Origin of the sequence: Sphingobium fluminis (genome assembly GCF_037723805.1) — a bacterium.
Classification (GTDB): domain Bacteria; phylum Pseudomonadota; class Alphaproteobacteria; order Sphingomonadales; family Sphingomonadaceae; genus Sphingobium.
The window spans coordinates 187,714-212,899 of record NZ_JBBJUK010000001.1 but is presented as its reverse complement, the minus strand read 5'-3'; the positions used below and the strand labels follow the sequence as shown (position 1 = coordinate 212,899).

The window sequence follows — 25,186 nt, the reverse complement described above, 5'->3', positions numbered from 1 at the left end:
TTCTGGCAAGGCGGCGCCGATGGTGGAACTCACCCTGCGGGGCGTGATCCTGGGCGCGCTCATCACCCTCGTCTTTACCGCCGCCAACGTCTATCTCGGCCTCAAGATCGGCCTGACCTTCGCGACGTCTATCCCGGCCGCCGTCATATCCATGGCGGTATTACGATTGTTCGCGACCGGCACGATCCTCGAAAACAACATCGTCCAGACCATCGCGTCGGCTGCCGGCACGCTGTCGGCGATCATCTTCGTCCTCCCCGGACTCGTCATCATCGGCTGGTGGCAGGGCTTTCCCTACTGGCTATCCGCCTGCACCATCGCGCTCGGCGGCATATTGGGTGTCATGTATTCGGTGCCGCTGCGCCGAGCGCTCGTCACCGGATCGGATCTTCCCTATCCCGAGGGCGTCGCCGCCGCCGAAGTGCTCAAGGTGGGCGCGGGGTCGCGCGAAGGGGCGGAGGAAAATCAGCGCGGCCTCGCGGTCATTGCGATGAGCACGGTCGCCGCCGCCGCTTTTTCGATTCTCGCCAAAACCCGCCTGATCGCCGAGGAAGCCGCGACCTTCTTCAAGCTGGGCGCTGGTGCGACGTCGGTTTCGACCAGCTTTTCCATGGCTTTGATCGGCGTCGGCCATCTTGTCGGATTGTCCGTAGGCGTCGCCATGTTCTTCGGCCTGCTGATAAGCTGGGTCGGTATCGTGCCCTATCTCACCGCCCCGTTGCCGGCGGGCGCGGACCTCGCAACGCTGGTCGGCACGACCTTTCGCATGAAGGCGCGCTTCATCGGCGCGGGCACGATCGGCGTCGCCGCGATCTGGACCCTGCTCAAGATACTGGGGCCGATCGTCGGCGGTATCCGCTCCGCCATGGCGGCGGCGCGGGTGCGCAAGGGGGGCGATGGCGGCCTGCTCGCACTGACCGAGCAGGACCTGCCGATCGGCATCGTCTTTGGCACCATCCTCGCCAGCCTCGTGCCGATCGCCGTCTTGTTGTGGGTCTTTGCGCAGGGCGGCCCGATCGCGCTGCATCCGGTGCCGATCATCGGCCTGACGCTCGTCTATATCCTTGTCGCTGGCATCGTCATCGCGTCGGTCTGCGGTTATATGGCGGGATTGATCGGCGCGTCCAACAGCCCGATCTCGGGCGTCGGCATCCTCGCGGTGCTGGGTGCATCCCTGATCCTCGCTGCGATCTACGGATCGGGTGGGGACCCTAAGCAATCGCAGGCGCTGATCGCCTATGCGCTGTTCACCACCGCGATCATCTTTGGCGTGGCGACGATCTCGAACGACAATCTTCAGGACCTCAAGACCGGCCAGCTTGTCGGCGCGACGCCGTGGAAACAGCAGATCGCGCTGATCCTCGGCGTGATCTTCGGTTCGCTCGTCATCCCGCCCGTGCTGGATCTGCTCAACAGCGCCTTTGGTTTCGCCGGGGCGCCGGGCGCCGGCCCCAATGCGCTGCCCGCGCCGCAGGCCGCGCTCATCTCCGCGCTGGCCAAGGGCGTATTGGGCGGCGACCTCGACTGGGGCCTGATCGGCATCGGCGCTGGCATCGGCGCGGTGGTGATCGTCATCGACGAGGCGCTGGGCCGGGCGGGCAAGCTGCGCCTGCCCCCGCTCGCGGTCGGCATGGGGATTTACCTGCCGATGGCGCTCACCCTGTTGATCCCGGTCGGCGCGGTCATCGGCCATCTCTATAATCGCTGGGCGCTGCGCCAGTCGCACCCGGAATTCGCCGAGCGCATGGGCGTGTTGATGGCGACGGGCTTCATCGTGGGCGAAAGCCTGTTCGGTGTCGCCTTTGCCGGGATCGTGGCGGCGACCGATAGTGACGCGCCGCTGGCGCTGATCGCGGAAAATCCATGGGGTGCAATAATGTCCGTGATCCTCTTCTTCGGCGTCATCGCCGCGCTTTACGCGCGACTGAGGCATCAGGCTTCCGCCCCACTCGCCGTTTAGGTAAAGGGCGGACCCATGGCCCGCCCTTTCACCCTGATCAGAAGTTGAACCGGATGCCGCCGGTATAGCGCCGGCCGAACCGTTCCCATTCGATCGTCTGGTTGCTCGATCCCTTGGAAGGGATGCCGGTCGCGGTCAGCAGATTGCCGGGATCGGAAAAGCGGCGGCCCGGATGGTTGAGCAGGTTCGACGCGTCGAAATAGATCTCGAAATTCTTCGTGATCGCATAGCGCGCGGAGAAATCCAGCTCGTCGTCCGAATCCCAATAGGTGTCTCCGGCATCCGCCAGCGTGTTCGACACCGTGTCCAGCCACTTGCCCCGGTTCTGATATTGCAGGCGCAGCGAGAGGCCATATTTTTCATAATAAGCGCCGACATTATAGACGAAGTCCGACGTGCCCGGCAGCCGCACCTTGCGCGCGGGGACCAGGAGAACCTTGTTGTCGAAAAAGTCGGGCTTGGTAACCTTGCTGTTGTTGAGCGTCAGGTTGGCCGACACGCCAAAGCCGCCGATGAATTCGGGCAGGCCCAGATCCTGCGTCCACGGCTCAAGCTGAAGCTGCGCCGCGACTTCCAGCCCGTAAATCCGGCCGTCGCCGCCGTTGACGATACCCGAATAGGTGTAATCGGAGCGGTTGAAGCCACCGCTATCCAATATGTTCGAATTAAAGGTGCGCGACGAGTTATAGAGGACGTCCTTGACCTTTTTGTAGAACAGCCCCGCCATCAGATAGCCCTGCGGCCGCAGATACCATTCGAAATAGGCGTCGACGCCATAGGCGCGCTCGGGCTTGACCGCCGGGTTGCCGCCGGAAATGGTCTGGGCGGTGTCGTTGATGACAACATTGGGACGCATCTGGTCATAATCGGCGCGCGCCGCACCGGAGTTGAACGACAGACGGAATTTCTTGGTATCGTCGACATTGTAATTGATGTGCAGGCTCGGGAAGGCGAGCGTCTGTTCCGCCTCCGCCGTGATGCCGGTGGCGATGCCGCGATTCTTGATATGCTCGACGCGCACGCCGCCGACCACCGAACCCCAGTCATAGCGGACCGTGCCCATGGCGAAGCCGGCAAAGACCTGCTCGCGCACGTTATAATTGTTGGCGGTGTTGGGCGTGAAGGCATTGGCCGCTCGGACGGCTTCGGACGCGTCGCGCATCTTGTCGGTATCGAAATAGCGGAAGGTGTAGCCCATGGGGATTTTTCCCAGGAAATCCTTGTCGAGCGAGAACTGATTATAGTCGGTGGGGAGATATTTTGCCGCGTCGGTCGCGTTGAGCGAAATCTGTTGCTCGTCCGCGATCTTGGTGCGCTGGTCGAACTGAAAACCGACCTTGAAGGTCGCCTCTCCACCCAGGAAGCCCATGTCGTGGGCGAGCACCAGCCGGCCAGTATAGGCCTTGGTCGTGTCCACGAAATCCTGCACGACGAAGGAGGAGAGCGGCTTGGCGAATGTGTCGATCGCCTTCACCGCTTCGCCCGCCGAGAAGCGGGTCGGTCCGCTCTGCTGAAGCGTGCGGTAGAGCAGCAGCTTCGAGCGGTTCGGGTCGGAAAAATCGTAGGACACGGTCGGGCGCGCCGAGCGGGTGCCGGGACTGTCCCATGTCGCCTCGCCAACGACCGAGCGGTCGTCCTTGGACTCTGTATAGTTGCCGGCCCATGACAGTTTCCAGTTGCCGTCGCCGAACGAGTGATCGCCCGCCAGCGTGTTGGTGAAGACCGACTGCTTGTACGCACGCAGCGTCGACCGCTGGCGGATGTCGACCCCGTAGACCGTACCCTTTTGCGGCGTGTTGCCGGCGCAGATATCGGCATAGCCCGAGGTCGTGTTGGCCGTGCTCGCCCCGCAGGCGGCGCTATCGGCGACCAGATCGCCCTCGCGGTCGTCGAGGTCGAAGCGGTAATTGTCGCGCGCCTCGTCGTCCGTGAAGATCGTATAGACCGACCGCACCGAAATGAGATTATTATCGTCGGGCTTCCAGTCGAGCCGGCCGGAAACCGACCAGTTTTTGCGGGTCAAACGGTACAGCTTGTTTTCCGCCTCATGCGCCCAGAAGCGCGTCTGATTGCCGGGGCGCGCGTCGCGGCCGACCGGCTCATAGTCGGTCTCGAAATTGTCGGTGACCATGTTGCGCTCATAATAGCTGCCCGACAACAGGATGCCGATTTCGCCCATGCCGGTCTGGAAGCGGTTCGAGACCACCACCGAGCCTTCATATTCCTTCTTGTCGCCCAGTTCGGCAAAGCCAAGGCCGCCCTTGCCCGCAAGGTGGAAGCCGGAATAGTCGAACGCCGACCGGGTGATGACGTTGACGTTGCCCGCCACCGTCTCACCCGGCATGTCGGGCGTCACCGCCTTTGACACGATGATCTGGCCCGCGATGGCGGAGGGGATGGAATCGAACCGTGCGTCGCGGCCTTCGGGGCTGACCACGTTGATGCCGTCGAAGGACAAGGTGGTCCACGTCTTGGGGCTGCCCCGCAGGTTGATGTAGCGCGCCTGGCCCTGATCGCGCTCGACGCTGACGCCGGGCAGGCGGCTGGTGGCCTGGGCGATATTCTGGTCGGGCAGGCGACCCACGGAATCCGATGCGACGACGGTGACGAGCGAGTCCGAATTTTTCTGGATCGTCAGCGCGGTCGCTTCCGATTCGGCGATCGGTCGCGCGCCGGTGACGACGATGGCGTCGGCTTCTGCCTCCGCTTCGGCGGGCGCCTGTGCCATGGCGGTCGAACAGCCGAGCGCGGCCCAGGCAACGCCGCTGACCAGCGCAAGACGAGCGGACGGGATGCCGGCGCGGGGCCGGGCGGACTGAATGTTCATGATTTCCCCTGTTACGTCGCCATGCTGGCGAGTTGCCGGGGTCCCTAAGGGCCCAACAATACAGCGTCATGAAACTGGCGTGACGGTTTGGTGACAAGGCGGGCGCGCCAGCGATCGGTCGTCACATGTCTGTCACCAAGCATCGTCATGTGCCCGCCATCGAACAGGGGACACAGATGAACATTTCACGGCATGTCGCGCCTTTTTCTCTCCTTATGCTCGCCGGCTGCGCTCCCCCGGCGACCGAAATACCCGTCGCCCAGCGCATCGCTAACGCCAGCCCGGCAGTCAGCGTCACGGCGCGCGGCGAGACCGCGCCGGTCGGCACCGCCAATGCCGACGCCGCCGATGATCCGGCGATCTGGCGCAATGCCGCCGATCCGGTGCAGAGCCTGATCGTCGGCACCGACAAGAAGGCGGGTCTTTATGTCTATGGCCTCGACGGCAGGGTTCGGGACTTTTTGAATGCCGGACGGGTCAATAATGTCGATCTGAAGGATGGCGTGACCATCAACGGCGCGCCTGGCGTGCTGGTCGTCGCCAGCGACCGCAACGACATCGCCCACGCGAGGCTCGCGCTGTTCCGGCTCGATTCCGAAAGCGCGAAGCTGACCGCACTGGGGACGGTGGAGGCAGGCGCTGGCGAGGCCTATGGCGTGTGCCTCGGTCGCGATGAGACCGGACTTTCCGCCTTCATCGTGCTGAAAGACGGCACCATCCATCAGATCGCGCTGGATGCTTCGGGCGCAACCCCCGCCGGCCGGATCGTCCGCTCGCTCAAGCTTGGCACCCAGTCGGAAGGCTGCGCGGTCGATGATCGCACCCATATCCTGTATGTCGCGGAGGAGGATGTCGGCCTGTGGCGCTTCGACGCGCGCGCGACCGGTTCGTCCACGCCTATCAAAATCGCGGCGGCGGATGGCAAGAACCTCGTCGCCGATGCCGAGGGCGTCGCGATCGCGCCGATGGGAGACAAGGACGGCTATGTCCTCGTATCGAGCCAGGGCGACAATGCCTATGTCGCCTATCGGATGGGTGACGACAGCTATGCCGGCCGGTTCCGCGTGATCGACGGTACGATTGGCGGATCGGAAGAAACCGACGGTATCGAGGTGATGCTCGGCGATTTCGGCGCGGCCTATCCCGGCGGCCTGTTCATTGCGCAGGATGGCCATAACGCGACCGCCGCGCAGAATTTCAAGCTGGTGGCTTGGGACGATATCGCAAAGGCGCTTGGCCTGAAATAACTCACCATCCCGGCAAAAGCCGGGATGGTGAGTTGGCGAAAGAACGGCGGCCTAACGCTTCTTCGCGAACCACGCCGCGAGCGCGGGTTTCAGCCGGGTTCGCGTCTCGATCCGCGTCTTGATCGCCGAGATCGACCGGTCGACGACCTTGCGCGATTCCGGGGTCAGATACTGGGTCGCAAACGCATCGAGCTTCGCCGGCATCGCGGGATCGGCCGAGCTTCCGCCCAGCCGCGCCAGCGCCTGGCTGCGCGCCGACACGTCGATCATCGCTTCATATTGCTGGCGATGGGCCAGCACATAATCGACCGCTAGCATGCTATGTTCGCGCCCGACCGCAGCGATGATCGCGGCGCTGGTCGTCTTGCCCGGCTCGTCGGTCATGGCAAGATCGAGCGCTTGGCGCGCCAGCGCCTCATCCTTCGCCGCGCCGAGCATCGAGAAGAGCTGGCTCTTTTCAAGGTCGGTCTTCGCGCCGTTCGCCATCGCCCGCAGCTTTGTCCACGTCGCCTGATCGGCATTGGCGGCGATGATCGCGAGCCAGTTGGTCTTGAGCGGTCCGTCGAGCGCGGCCGGATCTGTCGCGAGCGCGGCGAAGCGGCGGTTCGCCTCCGTCACCACGGTCTTGTCGCCCATCGCCCCCAGCGTGCTGACCAGCGTCGCCCGCAACACCGGCACCTGCGGCCCTTCGCCCGGTTTCGCCTCATAGCCGATCGACTGGAGCGTGGGCGAAAGCTTGGCCGAGGCATAGGCGGAGATCTTCGCCCGCTGCGCCGCATCGCCCTCGAACATCTGATAGGCGCCAAGCAGATAGGAGGGAACTTCCGACAGCACGGCCGGGCTCGCGCTGGCGGGCACCGCGTCGATCAGGTCGAGCGACAGGCCGATGGGCTGATAGCCGCCAAGGCCCAGCGCCCAGTTATCGGCGAGCAGGCCGTTCTGATCGATCGCCGCAAGCCGCGTGAAATCCTTCGCCAGCGCCTTCATATTGGCGGCGGGATAGAGCGAGCGATAATAGCCCGTCTGCCCCGCATTGACGACATAGGCGCCACAGCCGGGCAGGCTGATTTGCCCCTTGCCTTCAAGTATCAGTCGCTGCGGTGCGCCACCCAGCATTTGGGCCATGACCGGTACATGCCAGCTGAGCGGCGTCTTGTCCTTGCGATCGCGGCTAAACTCGCTCTGGCTCAGCGTCAGCAGCGTGTTGCCCCCCTTGCAGGTCGCACTTTCCACCTTGACCAGCGGGATGCCCGGCTGGCTGGTGAAATCGCGCGCGATGCCCGACAGGCCCTTGGCCCCCGCGCCCTCGACCGCATTCCAAAGGTCTTCGGTCACGGTGTTACCGTAAGCATGCGCCTTCATATAGGCGCGGATACCGCTGCGCCACACATCCTCGCCGGCGAAACCCTCCAGCATGGTGATGACGGCCTCGCCCTTCTGATAGGTGATGTCGTCGAACGCCTGGCTGGTTTCCTCGACCGTGCGGATTTTTTGCACGATCGGATGGGTGGTGCTGAGCGAATCGAGGTTCATCGCGCGCTCGCGTCCGTCGACGCGGCCGAGGAGCGCTTCCCAGTCGGGTTGCAGCTTGTCGGTGACCTTGGTCGCCATCCAGCTGGCAAAGCCTTCGTTCAGCCACAGATCGTCCCACCAGGCCATGGTGACGAGGTCGCCGAACCATTGATGCGCCATTTCATGCGCGACGATCTCATAGATGGTGCGGCGCGTGCCTTCGGACGTGAATTTGGGATCGACCAGCAGCGCGCGTTCGAAGGTGAAGATCGCACCCCAATTTTCCATCGCGCTGAAAAACTGGCTCTGGCCCGGACCCGCGACATTGTCGAGCTTGGGCAGCGGAAAGGGCACGCCGAAATAGTCGTTATACCAGGGCAGGATCGCCGCCGACGCGTCGAGCGCCAGTTGCGCCTTGCCGGTATTGCCCTTGCCGGTGATGACGCCGACTTCGGTCGCGCCAGCCATTTTGGTGGCGCGGTCGAGTTCGCCAAGTCCGAAGAACAGCAGATAGGACGACATTTTGGGCGTGGTGCCGAACATCACCTGCGTCCTGCCGCCGCCCAGATCCTTGCTCGCCTTCACGGGCATATTGCCGACCGCCATCTGGCCCGTCGGCACGATCGCGCTCAGGTCGAACGTCGCCTTGTAGCTCGGTTCATCGAAGCTCGGCACGAAGCGGCGGGCATCGGGCGCTTCGAACTGGGTGAAAAGCGCGCGCTTCGCCTTGCCCGCATTGTCGGTATAATCGAGCGCGAACAGGCCGTTCGCCTGAGTGGCGATGACGCCCGCATAGGCGATGTCGAGCTTATAGACGCCGGGCGCGATCGGCTTGCCGAAATCCAGCGTCACCGTCTGCGCGGCGGCGTCGACCTTGGACGCGCCCTTGAAGGCCTTGCCCTTCGCGGGGGTCAGGGCGACATCGCCGAAGGTCAGGTCTGCCGCGTTCAACACCAGTGCTGGCATGGTCGTGCTAACCGTCAGGTCGATCGTCACCCTGCCGGTGAAGCGCAGGTTCGCGGCATCGGGTGTGACCTCAATGGCATAATGGCTGGGCGCGGCACCGCGCGGCAATTGTGTGGTGATGCCTGGAGCGGGGCCGGCGGGGCTGGCCGAACCGGTCGTCTGGGCGTCGAGCGGTGCAGCGAGCGCCAGCGGGGCGGCGGCGCACAGCAGTGGAAGCAATCTGGTGATGGTCATGGAACAGGTGACTCCGACAAGTCTGATCTGCGGGCAACGATCCGCCCGCTATACAGCACGGATTGTCACAATCCCGCGGCCCTTCCAACTGTTCCGTTGCGTGGCGCATGTCGCCTGTCGAACTGCATCGACCGTTCGTCGTTGCGCTGGGGATTCAGCCCCGCCCGCGATAGCCCGGCACATCCTGCAAGGGCAGCCACAAACCTTCGGGCGGCGCGCCCGACTGCCAGAAGACATCGATCGGGATGCCGCCGCGCGGATACCAGTATCCGCCTATGCGCAGCCAGACCGGGCGCATTTCGTCGAACAGCCGTTCGCCGATGCCGACGGTGCAATCTTCGTGGAAAGCGGCATGGTTGCGGAAACTGCCCAGGAAAAGCTTGAGCGACTTGGATTCGACGATGGTCCCCGCCGGCGCATAGTCGATCACCAGATGGGCAAAGTCGGGCTGGCCGGTGACAGGGCAGAGCGAGGTAAATTCCGGTGCGGTGAACCGCACCAGATAGGGGCGGCCCGGTCGCGGATTGGCGACATAATCGAGGACCGCCTCTTCGGGGCGGGTGGGGAGGCTGCTGGCGCGGCCGAGATGAAGCGGCGCGCCGATGGGCGCTGGAGGCGTATCGGTCATGCCGGCCGTCTACGCGATTGCACCGCCGATGTCACCGCTGCGCGCCGTTCATCTGGCGTTCAGCGGCCACGCTGCCTTGGCTGGTTCCATGGGGTTCCGTCACTCGATCCTGCTGATGCTGCCATTGGTGCTGGCCAGTCCTGCGCGCGCGCAGGACGATAGCGCGGCGCCGATCTTCAATCTGCCACGCGCCGGCGCGAACCCGCCTGCGGATACTCGCCAGCAAGGGCCGGAGCTGGATGTGTTCCGCGGGCCGGCAGCCCAGCCGGTAACGCCGCCGGTCGCCGATCCGGTCGCACCGGTCATAGCCCCTGTGCCCGCGCCGCCGGTTGCAGCCACCCCCGCGCCCGCCACGCAGCCCAGGGTGCCGCGTCGCCCGACGGCGACTCCGGCAGCCCCGCCGAAGGAGGAACCGGCCGCCGCCCCGCGCCCGCAAATCGAGCCCGCACCACCGCCGACCCAGACTGAACGAACCGGCGCTTCGTCGGTGGCCCCACCCGTCATCGCACCGGCACCGCCGCCGGTGACCAGAGCCGCGCCCTCTGCGGCCCTACCCTGGGAATGGATCGCAGCGGCCGGGGCATTGCTGGCGCTGATCGCGGCTGCGCTGATCCGCCGCCGCCGCGCGGAACCCGAGGCGCTTGCGGAAGAGTCGCCGCCGCCGATGCCGGTCGTGCCGCCATCCCCGGCCTTCGTCCCTCCGCTAGTCACCCCCGCAGAACCCGACGGCGCGCGCGCCCGGCTGGATTTCTCGCTGGAGGTGGACGCCGCGCGTTATTCGCTGATGGGCGCGACCATTTCCTACAGGCTTGCCGTCCATAATCTGGGGGAGCAGCCGGCGGAGGAGATATTGATCCGGGCTCTGCTGACCAATGCCGGCACGACAGAGCAGGCGACGCTCGACGCGTTTCTCGACCAGTCGCTCGGCTCGCCCGCCCATTCCATCGTCGCGCTTGCCCCCGGCGAGGGACAATGGCTCAGCGGCGAGTTGCGCTTGTCGCCCGACGAGATCGCACCGCTTCACGTTGGCGAACGGGCGCTGCTGGTGCCGCTCGCCTTGTTCGACCTCCACTATCACTGGAGCGACGGCGAGGGCCGCATCGCGCGCAGCTTCCTTGTCGGGCAGGCGCCGGCCCAAGCGGAGGATCGCCTCGCGCCGCTGCGCATGGACACCGGGCCTCGCCAGTTTCGCAACCCGGCCGCGCGCGCGGTCGGCGATCTGGTCAGCCGCTAAGCCCTCTTTCCAGCCGTTCCTCTGCCTTATACAAGCGGACCCGAATATTGCAGAGGGTGCCCAGCATGGACATATTGGTTTCCACCGACTGGCTTGCCGCCGAACTCGGCAAGCCCGATCTTCGCATCGTCGACGCCAGCCTGTTCCTGCCCGGCACGCCGCGCGATCCGCGCGCCGAGTTCGAGGCTGCGCATATTCCCGGCGCGACGTTCCTCGATTTGCCGACGCTGTCCGATCCCCGCGATCCGGTGCCGGGCCAGTTGCCGACCGACGCCCTTATGACCCGGCGGGTTCAGGCGCTGGGCATCGATGCCGACAGCCGCATCGTCGTCTATGACAATAGCCCGGTCCACAGCGCGGCGCGGGGCTGGTGGATGATGCGCCTGTTCGGCATCGGCGCGGGCGCGGCGATACTGGATGGCGGCCTGCCCAAATGGGTCGCCGAAGGTCGCCCGACGCAGAGCGGCGCGGCATCGCCGGCGCCCGGCACGGCGATCGCCCGGCGCGACCCCGGCCCCGTTCGGAACAAGGCCGATCTGCTCGCCAATGTGACGAGCGCCGCCGAGCAGGTGCTGGACGCGCGCGGCGCGGGCCGCTTCACCGGCGAGGAAAAAGAGCCGCGCCCCGGCATGGCCTCGGGCCATATTCCAGGCTCGATGAACCTGCCTTCCTCCGCCCTGTTCAATCCCGACAACAGCATGAAGTCAGGCGAGGAACTGCGGGCATTGTTTCTGAAAGCCGGGGTTGATTTCGACCGGCCGCTCGTAACCACCTGCGGCAGCGGCGTGACCGCCGCGATCCTGCTCGCCGGGCTGGAGACGCTCGGCAAGCAGGATGTCGCCCTGTATGACGGCAGCTGGTCGGACTGGGGCATCGATCCCGCCACGCCCAAGGCGACCGGCCCGGCATGAGCGACGGGGGCGACGCGCGCAAACCGCTGACGAAGCTCGTCCAGGCTGGACGCCGGCCGGAATGGACCGGCTTGCCGGGGCAGCCCGGCGGCATCGTCAGCCCGCCGGTCTGGCGTGCGTCGACCATCCTCTATGACGATGTCGCGCATTTGCGCGCGGCGACGACCAATACCCATGAACGGCTGTTCTACGGGCGCAAGGGCACGCCGACCGCCTGGAGCCTGGCCGACGCGCTTACCGAAATGGAGCCGGGCGCGGCAGGGACCATGCTGTTCCCCTCGGGCGTCGCGGCGATCGCCTGTGCGCTGATGGCCGTATTAAAGCCGGGCGACCGGCTGCTGATGGTGGACAGCGCCTATGATCCCACCCGCAGCTTTTGCGAGAATATGTTAAAGCCCCTAGGCATCGAGACGGTTTATTATGATCCGACCATCGGCGCCGGCATCGCGGAACTGCTGACCGACAAGGTTCGCGCCATCTTCCTCGAAAGCCCCGGCAGCCTGACCTTCGAGGTGCAGGATATCCCGGCCATCGTCGCGGCGGCACGGGCGCGCGATATCGTCACCCTGATCGACAATACATGGGCGACGCCGCTCTTCCTGCCCGCGCTGTCGCTGGGTGTCGATATCTCGATCCTCGCCTGCACCAAATATATCGTCGGCCATAGCGATGTGATGATGGGATCGGTGACCGCGAACGAGGCGCTATTCGCGAAGGTTCGCCAAACCGCCTGGCTTTTCGGCCAGATGACGAGCCCGGACGACGCATGGCTCGCGGCGCGGGGTATGCGTACGCTCGGGGTCCGCCTGAAACAGCATCAGGACAGCGCGCTGCAGATCGCGCAATGGCTCGGCGGTCAACCCGGTGTCGCGCGCGTGCTGCACCCGGCCTTCCCCGACTGCCCCGGCCACGATCTTTGGCGGCGCGACTTCACCGGCTCCAGCGGACTGTTCAGTTTCATACTGGCAGGCGGCGACGAACGGGCGCGCGCAGAGCTGATAGACGGACTGGCCCATTTCGGCATCGGCTATAGCTGGGGCGGCTTTGAAAGCCTCGCCCTGCCGGTCGATCCGGCGCGCCACCGCAGCGCCACCAGATGGCAGGCGGAAGGCCCCATCGTCCGCCTCAGCATCGGCCTGGAAGATCCCGCCGATCTGATCGCGGATCTCGACGCAGGGCTTGCCCGCTTCCGCGCTGCGCGCCGGTGACCGATCGAATGACGCAGCTGCTCGCGCTGACGCCGGGCGATGCCGGGATCGTCCATCCGCTTGTGGCGCTCGCCGTCGCGCTGCTGCTCCACCTGATCGCCGCCGCTTGCGCCCGGTTTCTCGCCCCCCGGCTGACGCGGCGCATGCCCGCACTCGACCTGGCCCTTGCCGACCGGGTCAGGCCGATGTTGCGCCATGCCTTCTCCGCTCTGCTCATCGGCCTTGCCACCGCGCTCTGGCCGCAGGGCACGACGGCGCATCTGGTGCTGGGCGCGGGCCTCGGCCTGTCGGTCGCCCTGCTCGCCGATCAGGGCCTGCGCGCGCTCGCCATGCCACGCTGGGCCGCGTTGCCGCTGGCGCTGATCCTGTTCCTCATGATCCTGTCGGGGACGAGCGGCGGGTTGGCGCCGGTGGGACAGATGCTCGACGCCGTCGGCATCGACCTTGGCAAGCGGCGAGTCACCCTGCTCGGCCTTGCCCAGATCGCCGCGACCTGCATCCTTCTTTTCGCGCTCATCCGCCTCGCCAACCGGCTTGTCGGGCGCAGCATTGCGCGCGCCGACGCGTTCGATGCGACGCAAAAGCTGCTGGCGCAAAAACTCGCCGCCATCGCCGTCGTCATCGCCGCCTTTTTCATCGGCATCGACATGCTGGGGATCGACCTGACCGCCTTCGCCGTCTTTTCGGGCGCGCTTGGCCTGGCGGTCGGGTTCGGCCTGCAAAAGACGTTCGGCAACCTGATCGCGGGCATCATCCTTTTGATGGACCGGTCGATCAAGCCGGGCGACGTGATCGTGGTGGGCGACAGTTTCGGCTGGGTAAACAAGATCGGCGTGCGCGCCGTCAGCGTCATCACCCGCGATGGCAAGGAACATCTGATCCCGAACGAAAATCTGATGACGCAGGAGGTGGAAAACTGGTCCTATTCGGATCGCAACGTGCGCGTGCGCATCCCGGTGGGCGTCGGTTACGACAGCGATCTGGCGCTCGCGCAGCAGTTGATGCTCCGCGCCGCACAGGAAAGTCCCCGCGTGCTGCGCACGCCCAAGCCCAATGTCTGGCTTACAGGCTTTGGCGAAAGTCGCGTCGAACATGATATATTGGTGTGGATCAGCGACCCGGAAAGCGGGGTCGGCAATGTCCGTTCCGACGTGCTCAACCGGCTGTGGATCCTGTTCCGCGAGCATGGCGTCACCATTCCCTATCCGCAGCGAGTCATCCACGGCGCCGAGTTTCGCTCGCAGACGCAATAGCCCCTATTGTTGCATGACAGCAACAATAGGGCATCAAATGACATGAATCAGCAATAAATTCTTGTGCAGCGCAACGCGTGGAGGCATGCCCGGATCGTCAAGGCGATGCGACCCGGCCCTTTGGGGTACAGAGGCCGCAACCTGGCGCAGGCGGGACGATCGCTGGTCCATTAAGGGGAATATTATGCGTAAGTCCATTCTCGGCCTCTCGGCCGTAGCTCTCGTCGCGCTGTCCGCGCCGGCTCTTGCCCAGGACGCACCCACATCGGAAATCACCGTGACCGGCAACGCCGCTGTCGTGAGCGACTATCGGTTCCGCGGCATTTCGCAGACCGACAAGCGGTTCGCGCTTCAGGGCGGCATCACCGTCGCCCATGCGTCGGGCTTCTATGCTTCGGTCTGGGGTTCTTCGATCGACGATTATGTCGCGGCCGGGAGCGACCAGGAACTCGACCTGATCGGCGGCTATAGCAAGACGTTTGGCGCAGCCACGGTCGATGTCGGCGTGCTCTATTATTACTATCCCGGTTCGGGCGGCGCGAATACGGATTTCGTCGAACCCTATGCGTCGATCAAGGGCACGTTCGGCCCGGCGACGGCCAAGCTGTCGGTCGCCTACGCCCCCAAGGCGAAAGCGCTTTCGGTCGGCAACGGCAAGGAAGATAATTTCTACGTCGCGGGCGATCTGTCGGCCAGCATCCCCAACACCCCGCTGGGCGTGTCGGCGCATCTTGGCCACAGCTATGGTCCCAGCTACCTGACCATCGGCAAGGGCTATACCGACTGGAATGTCGGCGCGACCTATACCTGGACCCATCTGACGTTCGGCATCAGCTATGTCGACACCGACAAGGCGCTTTACAGCCCGAGCGGGCGTAACATCAGCAAGGCCGGCGTCGTGGGTTCGGTTACCGCCTCCTTCTGATCGTCCTGAAAATATCGAAAAGGGCCGCGATTCCAACCGGGATCGCGGCCCTTTTCTTTGCCTAGTGCGGGCGGGGGCAGTATAGCGGCCGCATGTCGTTGCCCCCGGCCCCTGCATTGCTGTTCCTCGCGCTGCTCTTCCTCGCCACCGTCGCGGCGATGGAGGGGTTTGCCTATATCATGCACCGCTGGGTGATGCATGGGCCGGGCTGGTTCCTGCACGCCAGCCATCATCGCCCCCGCACCGGGCGATGGGAGGCGAACGACCTGTATTTCGTGATTTTCGCCCTGCCCTCGATCCTGCTGCTGCTCGGCGGCGTGCAATGGGGCTGGGGCGGCTGGGCGACGGCGGTCGGTGCGGGCATCGCCGCCTATGGTGCCATCTATCTCGGTTTCCACGACATCATCGTCCACCGCCGGGTCGACCATCGCTATGTGGCGCGCGGGCGGTATATGAAGCGCATCGTTCAGGCCCACCGCCTGCATCATGCGGTGGAAACGAAAGCGCACTGCGTGAGCTTCGGTTTCCTCATCGCGCCCCGTCCCGAAGCGCTGAAGCGAGAGCTGACCCGGCGCGGGCGCGCCGGTATCCGCCCGGCCATCGAGCGAGAGATCGCCTGAAGGGACACTGCCCCCTTCATCTTGCGCCCTGATTGCCCTATGGCGATAGCCTGTTTCCGAGGGAATGAATGATTTGATCCTGGACCTTGCCGCCGCCGCTGCGGGCGCCATCCGCTTTGAAGATCTGGGGCTCAGCCCGGTTGCGCTGGATCTCGGCTTCTTCACGCTGAAATGGTACAGCCTCGCCTATCTCGCGGGCATATTGATCGGCTACTGGTATCTGCTCAAGCTGGTCGCCCAGCCCGGATCGCCGATGGCCCGCCGTCATGCCGACGACATGATCTTCTACGCGACGCTGGGCATCATCCTGGGCGGACGCATCGCCTATGTGCTGTTCTATCAGCCCGAAATTCTTGCCCATCCGCTCGATATCTTCAAGCTGTGGAATGGCGGCATGTCCTTCCATGGCGGCGTGATCGGCGTGTCGCTCGGCATTCTCTATCTCGCCCGCAAGGAAGGGCTGTCGTGGCTACGCGTCCATGATTATGTCGCCTGCTGCGTGCCGTTCGGCCTGTTCTTCGGCCGCCTCGCGAACTTCGTGAACGGCGAATTGTGGGGCAAAGAAACCGACGTGCCCTGGGGCATCATCTTCCCGACCGGCGGCGCTTTCCCGCGCCATCCAAGCCAGCTTTACGAAGCGCTGCTGGAAGGGCTCGTTCTTTTCCTGATCCTCGCCTTCGCCTTTTGGCGCACCAAAGCGCGCTACCAGCCCGGCCGGCTCGTCGGGCTGTTCCTGTTCTGCTACGGCATTTTTCGCTTCGGCATCGAATATGTCCGCGAGGCGGATGTGCAGCTCATGGAGTTCGCCGCGCGCACGGGCCTGCACATGGGCCAGTGGCTGTGCGTGCCGATGATCCTGGGCGGCCTTTACCTGTTCGTCACGGCCAAGGGCCGCCGCGTGCGGGTGGAGCCGATCGCGGGCGGCGCGAGTGTCAGCTGAACCGCTGACGCTCGGCCAGCGGCTCGCGCGGCAGATCGACGCGGGCGGGCCGATCTCCGTCGCCCATTATATGGCGGAGGCAAACCAGCATTATTACGGCACGCGCGACCCGCTGGGCGCGGATGGCGACTTCACCACCGCCCCCGAAATCAGCCAAATGTTCGGCGAACTTGTCGGGCTGTGCCTTGCCGATATATGGATGCGGTCAGGGCACCGACCGGGGCCGCTCTATGCCGAACTCGGGCCGGGCCGGGGCACATTGGCGAGCGACGCCTTGCGCGCCATGGAAGGCGCGATGCTCGCCCCGCGCGTGCATTTCGTCGAGACCAGCCCAACCCTGCGCGAACGCCAGCACGCTTTGTTGCCGCATGTCGTTCATCATGATTCGGTCGAAACCCTACCCGAAACCGGGCCGCTGCTCGTCGTCGCCAATGAATTTTTCGATGCCTTGCCCGTCCGGCAGATCATTCGCGTGGCCGATCAGTGGCGCGAGCGGGTGGTGATCCGGCGCGAGAGCGAAGGCCGCTTCCTCGCCGTGCCCGGATATCGACGGATCGAATCGGGCATTCCGGCCATTGCCGCCGACGCGCCCGATGGCGCCATTTTCGAAAGCCCCGATGCCGGCGCGACCATCGCTTTCACGCTCGCCAACCGGATCGCGCGGCAGGGGGGCGCGGCGATCATCATCGATTATGGCTATGAAGGCCCGGCGCTCGGCGACTCGCTTCAGGCAGTGCGCGATCATGGCTTCGCCGACCCATTCGCCGATCCGGGCGAGGTCGATCTGACTGCCCATGTCGATTTCACGGTCATCGGCAATATGGCGCGCCACGCCGGGTTGCGCGTGTTCGGCCCGGTCGGGCAGGGCGCGTTCCTGCAACGGCTCGGCATCGATGCGCGCGCGGCCCAACTCGCGGCGACGAGTCCCGCGCGCGCGCAGGAGGTGGAGGCCGCCCGCCGCCGCCTGACCGATGAAAATGCGATGGGCAACCTGTTCAGGGCGATGACCTGGGTCCATCCCGACTGGGCAGACCCTGCCGGCTTTGCCGATTAAATCTAGGGCGGTTTGCGATCCGATTGCATCGGATCACTGCTCCAGATTTTTGTTTTTACCCGATTTAGCTGCGCTGGCCTTAGGCTCCGAGTCATCAGATGATTCCATCTGATTAGAAATCGCTTCAGTCGTCGATATGCAGCCGGTTGAGCTTGCGTATGAAGCCGATGAGGCCGGTCTGGCGGCTGCGTTTCATCCGCTCGGCATGCAGGATCGTCTGCACCCGTTCGAAACAATCCTGCGCGTCGACATTGCACAGCACATAATCGTAGCCGTCCCAATGCGCGATCTCGCCCGCCGCGCGCGCCATGCGGCCGGAGATCACTGCGTCGCTGTCGGTCGCCCGGCCGCGCAGCCGCTTTTCAAGCTCCTCCATCGAAGGCGGCAGGATGAAGATGCGCACGACATCGCCGCCGGCGATCTGATGCAATTGCTGCGCCCCCTGCCAGTCGATGTCGAACAAGACGTCCTGCCCGCTCTTGAGCATCGCTTCCACCGGCGCGCGAGGCGTGCCGTAGCGCTGACCGAACACATGCGCCCATTCGAGGAACTCGTGATCGGCGGTCATCCGCCGGAATTGCTCGAGATCGACGAAATGATAATCCTTGCCATCCACCTCGCCGGGGCGGATCGGCCGCGTCGTCGCCGATACCGACATCGACAGGTCCGGTTCGGCGGCCAGCAGCTTGCGCGCGATGGTGGACTTGCCCGCGCCCGAGGGCGAGGACAGAACGAAGAGCACGCCACGGCGCTTGAAATCGGGCGTCTCGGTCTGGATGCTATCGGCCATGGCCGCTAGTGCCGTCGAAGCCGCATTTTTGCAAGGGGGTCGCAGCGCAGCCATGTCCATCCATCGTCGGGGCCTGATCATAGCCGGTCTGATCGCCGCGCTCGCCGGCGCGATCCTGTTCGCCATGGGCCGCCCGCCGATCTGCACCTGCGGGACGGTCGAACTATGGCATGGCGCGCTCGACAGCGGCAACAGCCAGCATCTTTCCGACTGGTACAGCCTTAGCCACATCATCCACGGCCTGCTCTTTTATGCGGCGACGGCGGCGCTGCTGCGGAAATATCCGGCGGGCATCAGGCTGGCGATCGCTGTCGCGATAGAATCGGCGTGGGAAATCCTGGAAAACTCGCCGATCATCATCGATCGCTATCGCACGGCGACCATTGCGCTTGGCTATAGCGGCGATTCCATACTCAATTCGATGAGCGATATCGGCATGATGGCGCTTGGCTTCATTTTCGCCGCACGGACGCCGGTCTGGGCGGCAGTGGCGCTCGGCCTATGTTTCGAACTTTTAGCCCTGGCGGTCATCCGCGATAATCTGACCCTCAATATCCTCATGCTGGCATGGCCTGTCGACGCGATCAGGCAATGGCAGGCAGCGCTATAGGGTCAGATCTTTCGCGCCTTGCGTGCTTCGTCCAGCTGAACCGGTTCGTTGCTCAAATCGGGAAGCAGCTTTTGTGTGCGCTTGCGGTCGACTTCCCGTTTCGCCTCGTACAGCTTGCCCGCCATATAGGCGCCGCTCACCATCAAAGCACCCACCGGAAAGCGCATGATCAGGCTCTTGGCCCCCACGCCCGCGACCAGGCCGAGCACGCCCTTCTTGCCGGTAGCGGCAGCCACCCGGGCCGCGACCACGGTCGCTCCCACGCGTGCGGCTTTGCGCAGCAGCCCGGCCTTGCGTGGCGGGCGGATAGTGACCAGAGATTGGGGAGCGGCGAATTTCTTGGGCATCGGGCGTCCTTCCTTCAAGCGCTCAATGTACCGGATCGACGCATGTTCCGCCATGCTGATCTCGATCAGACCATATTTTCAGGCCGCACCAGCCGGTCGAACGTGACCGCGTCCACCAGACCCAGCGCCAGACCGGCTTCGCGCAGCGTCAGCCCTGCCGCGTGGGCATGTTTGGCGATCTTCGCCGCATTGTCATAGCCGATTTCGGGGGCAAGCGCCGTCACCAGCATCAGCGAGCGATCGACCAATTCGGCGATCCTGTTTTCATTGGCCTCCAGCCCCTCGACACAGCGCTCCGCGAAACTGTCCATGCCGACGCTCAGCAGATGGATCGAGCGCAGCACGGCCGCGCCGATCATCGGCTTGAACACGTTGAGTTCCAGATGGCCCTGCAAGCCGCCGACGGTCACTGCCTGATGATTGCCGATCACCTGCGCGGCAACCATGGTCAGCATCTCGCACTGGGTCGGATTGACCTTGCCCGGCATGATCGAGCTGCCCGGTTCATTGGCCGGAAGATCGAGTTCGCCCAGGCCCGAGCGCGGTCCGGAGCCGAGCAGCCGGATATCATTGGCGATCTTGGTGAGCGCCACCGCGAGCGTCGCCAGCGTCGATGACAGGTGGACCAGCGGATCGTTAGACGCCAGCGCCTCGAACTTGTTGTCGGCGGTGCGGAAAGGCAGGCCGGTCAGCGCCGCGATCTCGGCCGCGATGGCGACATCGAAGCCCTCCGGCGCATTCAGGCCGGTGCCGACCGCCGTGCCACCCTGCGCCAGCGCCATCATGCCGTGCATCGCGGCCGGCTCGATCCGCTTGCGAGCGCGGTAGAGCTGGTGGACATAGCCGGAAAATTCCTGGCCCAGCGTCAGCGGGGTTGCATCCTGCAAATGGGTGCGGCCGATCTTGACGATGGAGGCCCAGGTCTTCGCCTTGGCGTCCAGCGCGTCATGGAGCCGGTCGAGCGCCGGGAAAAGCTGGCCCGCCACCGCCCGCGCCGCCGCGATATGCAGCGCCGTCGGGAAACTGTCGTTGGACGACTGGCCGAAGTTCACACCGTCGTTGGGATGCACCGGCACCTTGCCGCCGCGCCTGCCGGTCAGCATCTCGTTCGCGCGGCCGGCGATCACCTCGTTGACGTTCATGTTCGACTGGGTGCCGCTGCCGGTCTGCCAGATGACCAGCGGGAACTGGTCGTCATGGCTGCCGGCGGCCACTTCGGCGGCAGCCGCCTCGATCGCGTCGGCCAGCTTGCTGTCCAGACCATGCGCCCGGTTCACCCGCGCCGCCGCCTGCTTCACGATGGCGAGCGCATGGACGATACCGATCGGCATCCGTTCGGTCTCTCCAAACGGAAAATTCTCGATGCTCCGCTGCGTCTGCGCGCCCCAATAGGCGCTGGCGGGAACGGCGATCGCGCCGATGCTGTCGGTTTCCGTGCGCGTGTCGGTCAAGACGGGCTCCTTCGACAATGTGCGGTCTCGCCCATTTGGGAAGCCGGGGATGCCGACGCCAGCTTTATTTCTTTTTGCCGAAATCCACGGTAACCACGTTGGAGCCGTCGTCGCTGACCACGGCAGGCACGTCGTTTTCCGGCGCGTCATGGGGTTCGGGCAGCGCGTCCGCCTGCGCCTGGAACTGTAAGGCGAAATTGACCGCCGGGTCGACGAAGGCGGTGATCGCGCCGAACGGAATGACGAGGTGCGCGCCGATCTGGTTGAACGTCAGGCTGACTTCGAAATGATGGTCGCTGACCTTCAGGTCCCAATATTTATTCTGGAGGACGATCGTCATTTCGTCCGGGAACCGCTCGGCCAGATGGCGCGGGATGTCGACGCCGGCACCATGCGTCTTGAAGGTGATGTAGAAATGGTGGCTGCCGGGCAGCCCGCCCGAACGCTGCACTTCGCCCAATACGCGGCCGACGACCGCGCGCAGCGCCTCCTGCACGATCTCGTCATAGGGAATCAGGCTGTCGGGCAGGTCATCGCTCATGGCGCAATGTCCTAACGCTGAGAAACGGCGGGTCAAGCCCGGCGTCCCCCGATGCGCGGCGCATTGCATGGCGCGCCCGACTCGCTATAGGGCCTTGCCATGCGCACGGCCGACATTCACCGCGAGACCGCGGAAACATCGATCGACGTCGCCGTCAATCTCGACGGCACCGGCGTCTATACGGTTTCGACAGGGATCGGCTTTCTCGATCATATGCTGGAACAGCTGTCGCGCCATTCGCTGATCGACATGAACATCAGGACCGTGGGCGACCTCCATGTCGACCAGCACCACACGACCGAGGATACCGCAATCGCCATCGGCGAAGCGGTGGCGCGGGCCCTGGGCGACAAGCGCGGCATCACCCGCTACGGCACCGCCTATGCCCCGATGGACGAGACGCTGACCCGCGTGTCGCTCGACATTTCGGGTCGCCCCTGGCTGGTGTTCAAGGCACCTTCCACCGTCGCTCGGCTCGGCGAATGGGACACCGAGCTGATCGAACACTGGTTCCACAGCTTTAGCCAGGCTGCGGGCATCACGCTGCATGTCGAAAATCTCTACGGCAGCAATAATCATCATGTCGTCGAAAGCTGCTTCAAGGGGCTGGCCCGCGCGCTGCGGCAGGCGGTCGAGATCGACCCGCGCAAGGCCGACGCGATCCCGTCGACCAAGGGAATTTTGTGACCCTCGCGCTCATCGATTATGGCGCGGGCAATCTCCATTCGGTCGACAACGCGCTGCGCAAGGCCGGCGCTGAGGATGTGATTATCACCGCCGATGCCGATGTGGTACGGCGTGCCGACCGCATCGTCCTGCCCGGTGTCGGCGCGTTCCGCGCCTGCCGCGACGCGCTGGTGGCGATCCCCGGCATGGTGGACGCGATGAACGAGGCGGTGCACGAGCGCGCTGTGCCATTTCTCGGCGTATGCGTCGGCATGCAGTTGCTGGCCGATGCGGGCGAGGAATTCGGCCGGCATGAGGGGCTGGGCTGGATCGGCGGCACGGTCCGCCTGATCGAACCCGCCGACCCGGCGATCAAGGTGCCGCATATGGGCTGGAACGATGTGGCGCTCGCCAACCCGTCGCCCCTGCTGGAGCCCGGCGAGGCCTATTTCCTGCACAGCTATCATTTCGACGTCGCGAACCCCGCCGATATCGCCGCAGTGACCGACCATGGCGGCCCGCTGGTCGCCGCCGTGGCGCGCGACACGGTCATCGGTTGCCAGTTCCACCCGGAAAAGAGCCAAAGCTATGGCCTTTCCTTCCTGTCCCGCTTTCTGGAGTGGCGGCCATGACCCCTTCGACCTCGCTCAGGACAGGCCTGATCGTCTTCCCCGCCATCGACCTCAAGGGCGGCCAGGTCGTCCGCCTGGCCGAAGGGGATATGGACCGCGCCACCGTCTATGGCGACGATCCCGCGCGCCAAGCGCTGCTGTTCGCGGACGCCGGGGCGCGGCACCTGCATGTCGTCGATCTCGACGGCAGCTTTGCCGGCCATGCCGTCAATGCGGACGCAGTGGAGAAGATCGTCGCGGCCTTTCCCGGCCATGTCCAGCTCGGCGGCGGCATCCGCAATCGCGAGTCGGTGGAACGCTGGTTCGACCTTGGCGTATCGCGCATCGTCATCGGCACCGCCGCGCTCAAGGACCCGGCTTTCGTCAAGGCGGCAGCGCGCGACTTTCCCGGCGGCATCGTCGTCGCGGTCGACGCGCGCGACGGCTTCGTTGCCACCGATGGCTGGGCCGAAAAGTCCGACATGCCGGTGATCGACCTCGCCCGCCGGTTCGAGGATGCAGGCGTCGCCAGCCTGCTCTTTACCGATGTCGGCCGCGACGGCATGCTCAAGGGCTGCAATATCGAGGCGACCGTCGATCTCGCCCGCGCCACCCAAATTCCGGTGATCGCCAGCGGCGGGGTCGCGGGCATCGCCGATATTCGCATCCTCAGCCTCCATGCCGATGAGGGGATCGAAGGCGTCATCACCGGCCGCGCGCTCTATGACGGGCGGCTCGACCTCAAGGCCGCGCTGGCGGTGGCGCAGGCGGCGGCGTGAGTTCATACATCGTCCTCTCCGTTGGAAGCATGTTTCAATGACCGTGCGTACCCGCGTCATTCCCTGTCTCGACGTCGCCAATGGCCGGGTGGTCAAGGGCGTCAATTTCGTCGACCTGCGCGATGCCGGCGATCCGGTCGAGCAGGCGAAGCTCTATGACGCGGCCGGGGCGGACGAGCTGTGCTTCCTCGACATCACCGCCACGCATGAAGCGCGCGGCACCATCCTCGACGTCGTGCGCCGCACCGCCGAGGTCTGCTTCATGCCGGTGACGGTCGGCGGCGGCGTGCGCAGCGCCGACGATGCGCGCGCGCTGCTGCTGGCGGGGGCGGACAAGGTTGCGGTGAACAGCGCTGCCGTGGTTCGGCCCGAACTGGTCGCCGACATCGCCGACCGCTTTGGCAGCCAGTGCATCGTCGGATCGGTGGACGCGCGCAGGGTCGGTGACGGCCGCTGGGAAATCTTCACCCATGGCGGGCGCAAACCGACCGGCATCGACGCGCTGGAGCATGCCATTCGTCTGGCGGAACTGGGTGCCGGCGAACTGCTCGTCACGTCGATGGATGGCGACGGGACCAAGGCGGGCTACGACCTCGCGTTGACCCGGACGATTGCCGATGCGGTATCGGTGCCGGTGATCGCCAGCGGCGGCGTGGGAACGCTCGATCATCTGGTTGAAGGCGTGATCGAAGGCCATGCGAGCGCGGTGCTGGCCGCCTCGATCTTTCATTTCGGCCAGCATAGCATCGCGCAGGCGCATCAGGCGCTCGCCGCCGCCGGCATAGCGGTGCGCTCGCCCGTGGCGCTCGCCTGACGTTTTCAAGTTGACGGCGCGCGCGCGGAACGCTTGATGGCGGCGATGCGCGACACCCTCTTGATGCTCGAACAGACCATCCGCCAACGGCGGGCAGCGGACCCGTCATCCTCCTATGTAGCGAAGCTTTCGGGCCGGGGCCGCGCAAAGATCGCGCAGAAGGTCGGCGAGGAAGCGGTCGAGACCGTGATCGCGGCGATGGCCGGGGACAGATCGGGCGTGGTGGGCGAAAGCGCGGACCTGCTGTTCCACCTGCTGATCCTGCTTGCCGATCTCGACCTATCGCTCGACGCCGTCTGCGATGAGCTGGAACGGCGCGAAGGCGTTTCAGGGCTTGCGGAAAAGGCCGCCCGGTCCGAAGATTGAAAAGGCGCGCCTCGTAACGGCGGTGGAAAGAAATTGCGCGCCCCGCGTTTTCGCGCTGACCCTCGACTCATCGGGGGAGAGGAGGCTTTGCATGATTCGAACGGTCCTTGGCGGCCTGCTTGGCGGATTCGCCATGTATGTCATCGGCTTTCTGTTCTGGGGCACGCCGCTCAGCGCTATCGCCTACAACCATGCAGACGGGCAGAGCAGCGCCAATCTTCAGGCGGCCATGGCGCAGGCGCTCTCACCGTCGGGAACCGGGGTCTACATCGTCCCCAATCCAGCGACGGCGGATGGCACCATCCTCTATGGCAAGGGGCCGGTGGGGCTGCTCTTCTATAACAGCACCGGTTTCCCCGTCACGGACAGCACCAGCCTGATCGGCGGGCTGATCCTCGCCCTCGTGGTCGGCCTGCTGATCGCCTTCGCCCTGCGCCTCGTCGCGGCGGATTTCGGTACGCGGGCGCGGGTAGCGCTGCTCATTGCGCTGGTCGCGATCCTCTGGCTCCATATCGGCCAGGCGATTTTCAACCATGCGCCCTGGGGCTATATCCTCTATCTCGCCTTTTCCGATTTCGTCGGGCTGTCCGCCGCCGGGCTGATCGCTGCCAAGCTGATGGGCGATCGGCCAGAGGCGCAATCGGCCCCGCCCGTGCACGAAGCGCCACCCGGCGGTTATTGAGGTAAGCGGG

Annotated in this window: 24 protein-coding genes; 17 read left to right on the top strand and 7 right to left on the bottom strand. The window is 65.0% G+C overall.

Features of this window, described 5'->3' with window-relative positions:
• The first annotated feature begins 19 nt into the window (after nt 1–19).
• A complete protein-coding gene (locus tag WG907_RS01035) occupies nt 20–1,960 on the top strand; it encodes an OPT family oligopeptide transporter (protein ID WP_340231781.1) in 1,941 nt (646 codons plus the stop codon).
• A gap of 37 nt (nt 1,961–1,997) precedes the next feature.
• Here the strand turns inward: WG907_RS01035 and WG907_RS01030 are convergent, their stop codons facing one another.
• Nucleotides 1,998–4,787, bottom strand: coding sequence for a TonB-dependent receptor (locus WG907_RS01030; RefSeq protein WP_340230689.1), 2,790 nt, complete (start codon nt 4,785–4,787; stop codon nt 1,998–2,000).
• Between the two features lie 176 nt (nt 4,788–4,963).
• Here WG907_RS01030 and WG907_RS01025 point away from each other — a divergent pair, with 176 nt between their 5' ends.
• A complete protein-coding gene (locus tag WG907_RS01025; RefSeq protein WP_445326746.1) occupies nt 4,964–6,034 on the top strand; it encodes a phytase in 1,071 nt (356 codons plus the stop codon).
• Between the two features lie 51 nt (nt 6,035–6,085).
• Here the strand turns inward: WG907_RS01025 and WG907_RS01020 are convergent, their stop codons facing one another.
• Together WG907_RS01020 and queF are read right to left on the bottom strand one after the other, a co-directional pair.
• Nucleotides 6,086–8,746, bottom strand: a complete 2,661-nt coding sequence (locus tag WG907_RS01020) for a M1 family metallopeptidase (protein WP_340230688.1) — start codon at nt 8,744–8,746, stop codon at nt 6,086–6,088.
• Nucleotides 8,747–8,900: 154 nt separating this feature from the next.
• Complete coding sequence (queF, locus tag WG907_RS01015) at nt 8,901–9,374, bottom strand: preQ(1) synthase (RefSeq protein WP_340230687.1); 474 nt, start codon at nt 9,372–9,374, stop codon at nt 8,901–8,903.
• Between queF and WG907_RS01010 the strand changes: the two genes are divergently transcribed.
• From WG907_RS01010 to WG907_RS00975, 8 genes are all read left to right on the top strand, one after another.
• Nucleotides 9,373–10,608 (top strand): hypothetical protein, encoded by a 1,236-nt coding sequence (locus tag WG907_RS01010; RefSeq protein WP_340230686.1) that lies wholly within the window; start codon nt 9,373–9,375, stop codon nt 10,606–10,608. The genes queF and WG907_RS01010 overlap by 2 nt on opposite strands.
• Nucleotides 10,609–10,673: 65 nt before the next feature.
• Complete coding sequence (sseA, locus tag WG907_RS01005; protein WP_340230685.1) at nt 10,674–11,519, top strand: 3-mercaptopyruvate sulfurtransferase; 846 nt, start codon at nt 10,674–10,676, stop codon at nt 11,517–11,519.
• Nucleotides 11,516–12,727 (top strand): cystathionine beta-lyase, encoded by a 1,212-nt coding sequence (metC, locus tag WG907_RS01000; protein ID WP_340230684.1) that lies wholly within the window; start codon nt 11,516–11,518, stop codon nt 12,725–12,727. The genes sseA and metC overlap by 4 nt, the downstream gene beginning before the upstream one ends.
• Nucleotides 12,728–12,735: 8 nt before the next feature.
• Nucleotides 12,736–13,980 carry a mechanosensitive ion channel family protein gene (locus tag WG907_RS00995; protein WP_340230683.1) on the top strand — a complete coding sequence of 415 codons (1,245 nt, stop codon included), beginning with the start codon at nt 12,736–12,738 and terminating at the stop codon, nt 13,978–13,980.
• Nucleotides 13,981–14,164: 184 nt separating this feature from the next.
• On the top strand, nt 14,165–14,905 hold the full coding sequence (locus tag WG907_RS00990) for a TorF family putative porin (RefSeq protein WP_340230682.1): 741 nt from the start codon (nt 14,165–14,167) through the stop codon (nt 14,903–14,905).
• A 92-nt stretch (nt 14,906–14,997) separates the two neighbouring features.
• A complete protein-coding gene (locus WG907_RS00985; RefSeq protein ID WP_340230681.1) occupies nt 14,998–15,525 on the top strand; it encodes a sterol desaturase family protein in 528 nt (175 codons plus the stop codon).
• A 73-nt stretch (nt 15,526–15,598) separates the two neighbouring features.
• Nucleotides 15,599–16,465, top strand: a complete 867-nt coding sequence (gene lgt, locus WG907_RS00980; protein ID WP_340230679.1) for a prolipoprotein diacylglyceryl transferase — start codon at nt 15,599–15,601, stop codon at nt 16,463–16,465.
• A complete protein-coding gene (locus WG907_RS00975; protein WP_340230678.1) occupies nt 16,455–17,519 on the top strand; it encodes a class I SAM-dependent methyltransferase in 1,065 nt (354 codons plus the stop codon). The genes lgt and WG907_RS00975 overlap by 11 nt, the downstream gene beginning before the upstream one ends.
• 124 nt (nt 17,520–17,643) lie before the next feature.
• Here WG907_RS00975 and gmk read toward each other — a convergent pair whose 3' ends face one another.
• Nucleotides 17,644–18,309: a guanylate kinase gene (gmk, locus tag WG907_RS00970; protein ID WP_340230677.1), complete on the bottom strand. Its 666-nt coding sequence runs from the start codon at nt 18,307–18,309 to the stop codon at nt 17,644–17,646.
• A 52-nt stretch (nt 18,310–18,361) separates the two neighbouring features.
• Here gmk and WG907_RS00965 point away from each other — a divergent pair, with 52 nt between their 5' ends.
• Nucleotides 18,362–18,919: a DUF2585 domain-containing protein gene (locus WG907_RS00965; protein WP_340230676.1), complete on the top strand. Its 558-nt coding sequence runs from the start codon at nt 18,362–18,364 to the stop codon at nt 18,917–18,919.
• A 2-nt stretch (nt 18,920–18,921) separates the two neighbouring features.
• On the opposite strand, the gene WG907_RS00960 is transcribed toward WG907_RS00965, so the two are convergent.
• The 3 genes from WG907_RS00960 to WG907_RS00950 form a co-directional block, all read right to left on the bottom strand.
• The gene (locus tag WG907_RS00960) at nt 18,922–19,266 is read right to left on the bottom strand and encodes a hypothetical protein (RefSeq protein ID WP_340231779.1); all 345 of its coding nucleotides are present in this window, start codon (nt 19,264–19,266) and stop codon (nt 18,922–18,924) included.
• A gap of 65 nt (nt 19,267–19,331) precedes the next feature.
• Nucleotides 19,332–20,717, bottom strand: a complete 1,386-nt coding sequence (gene fumC / locus WG907_RS00955; RefSeq protein ID WP_340230675.1) for a class II fumarate hydratase — start codon at nt 20,715–20,717, stop codon at nt 19,332–19,334.
• 64 nt (nt 20,718–20,781) lie between these two features.
• A complete protein-coding gene (locus tag WG907_RS00950; RefSeq protein WP_340230673.1) occupies nt 20,782–21,258 on the bottom strand; it encodes an SspB family protein in 477 nt (158 codons plus the stop codon).
• 99 nt (nt 21,259–21,357) lie between these two features.
• On the opposite strand from WG907_RS00950, the gene hisB reads away from it, so the two are divergent.
• From hisB to WG907_RS00920, 6 genes are all read left to right on the top strand, one after another.
• Nucleotides 21,358–21,945: an imidazoleglycerol-phosphate dehydratase HisB gene (hisB, locus tag WG907_RS00945; protein ID WP_340230672.1), complete on the top strand. Its 588-nt coding sequence runs from the start codon at nt 21,358–21,360 to the stop codon at nt 21,943–21,945.
• Entirely contained in the window at nt 21,942–22,556 is a 615-nt protein-coding gene (gene hisH / locus WG907_RS00940; protein WP_340230671.1) for an imidazole glycerol phosphate synthase subunit HisH, read from the top strand. The genes hisB and hisH overlap by 4 nt, the downstream gene beginning before the upstream one ends.
• A complete protein-coding gene (hisA, locus tag WG907_RS00935) occupies nt 22,553–23,314 on the top strand; it encodes a 1-(5-phosphoribosyl)-5-[(5-phosphoribosylamino)methylideneamino]imidazole-4-carboxamide isomerase (RefSeq protein ID WP_340230670.1) in 762 nt (253 codons plus the stop codon). The genes hisH and hisA overlap by 4 nt, the downstream gene beginning before the upstream one ends.
• Before the next feature lie 37 nt (nt 23,315–23,351).
• Nucleotides 23,352–24,128, top strand: coding sequence for an imidazole glycerol phosphate synthase subunit HisF (gene hisF, locus WG907_RS00930; protein WP_340230669.1), 777 nt, complete (start codon nt 23,352–23,354; stop codon nt 24,126–24,128).
• Nucleotides 24,129–24,173: 45 nt separating this feature from the next.
• Entirely contained in the window at nt 24,174–24,494 is a 321-nt protein-coding gene (locus WG907_RS00925) for a phosphoribosyl-ATP diphosphatase (protein WP_340230668.1), read from the top strand.
• A gap of 91 nt (nt 24,495–24,585) precedes the next feature.
• Complete coding sequence (locus tag WG907_RS00920; RefSeq protein ID WP_340230666.1) at nt 24,586–25,176, top strand: hypothetical protein; 591 nt, start codon at nt 24,586–24,588, stop codon at nt 25,174–25,176.
• The last annotated feature ends 10 nt before the right edge of the window (nt 25,177–25,186 follow it).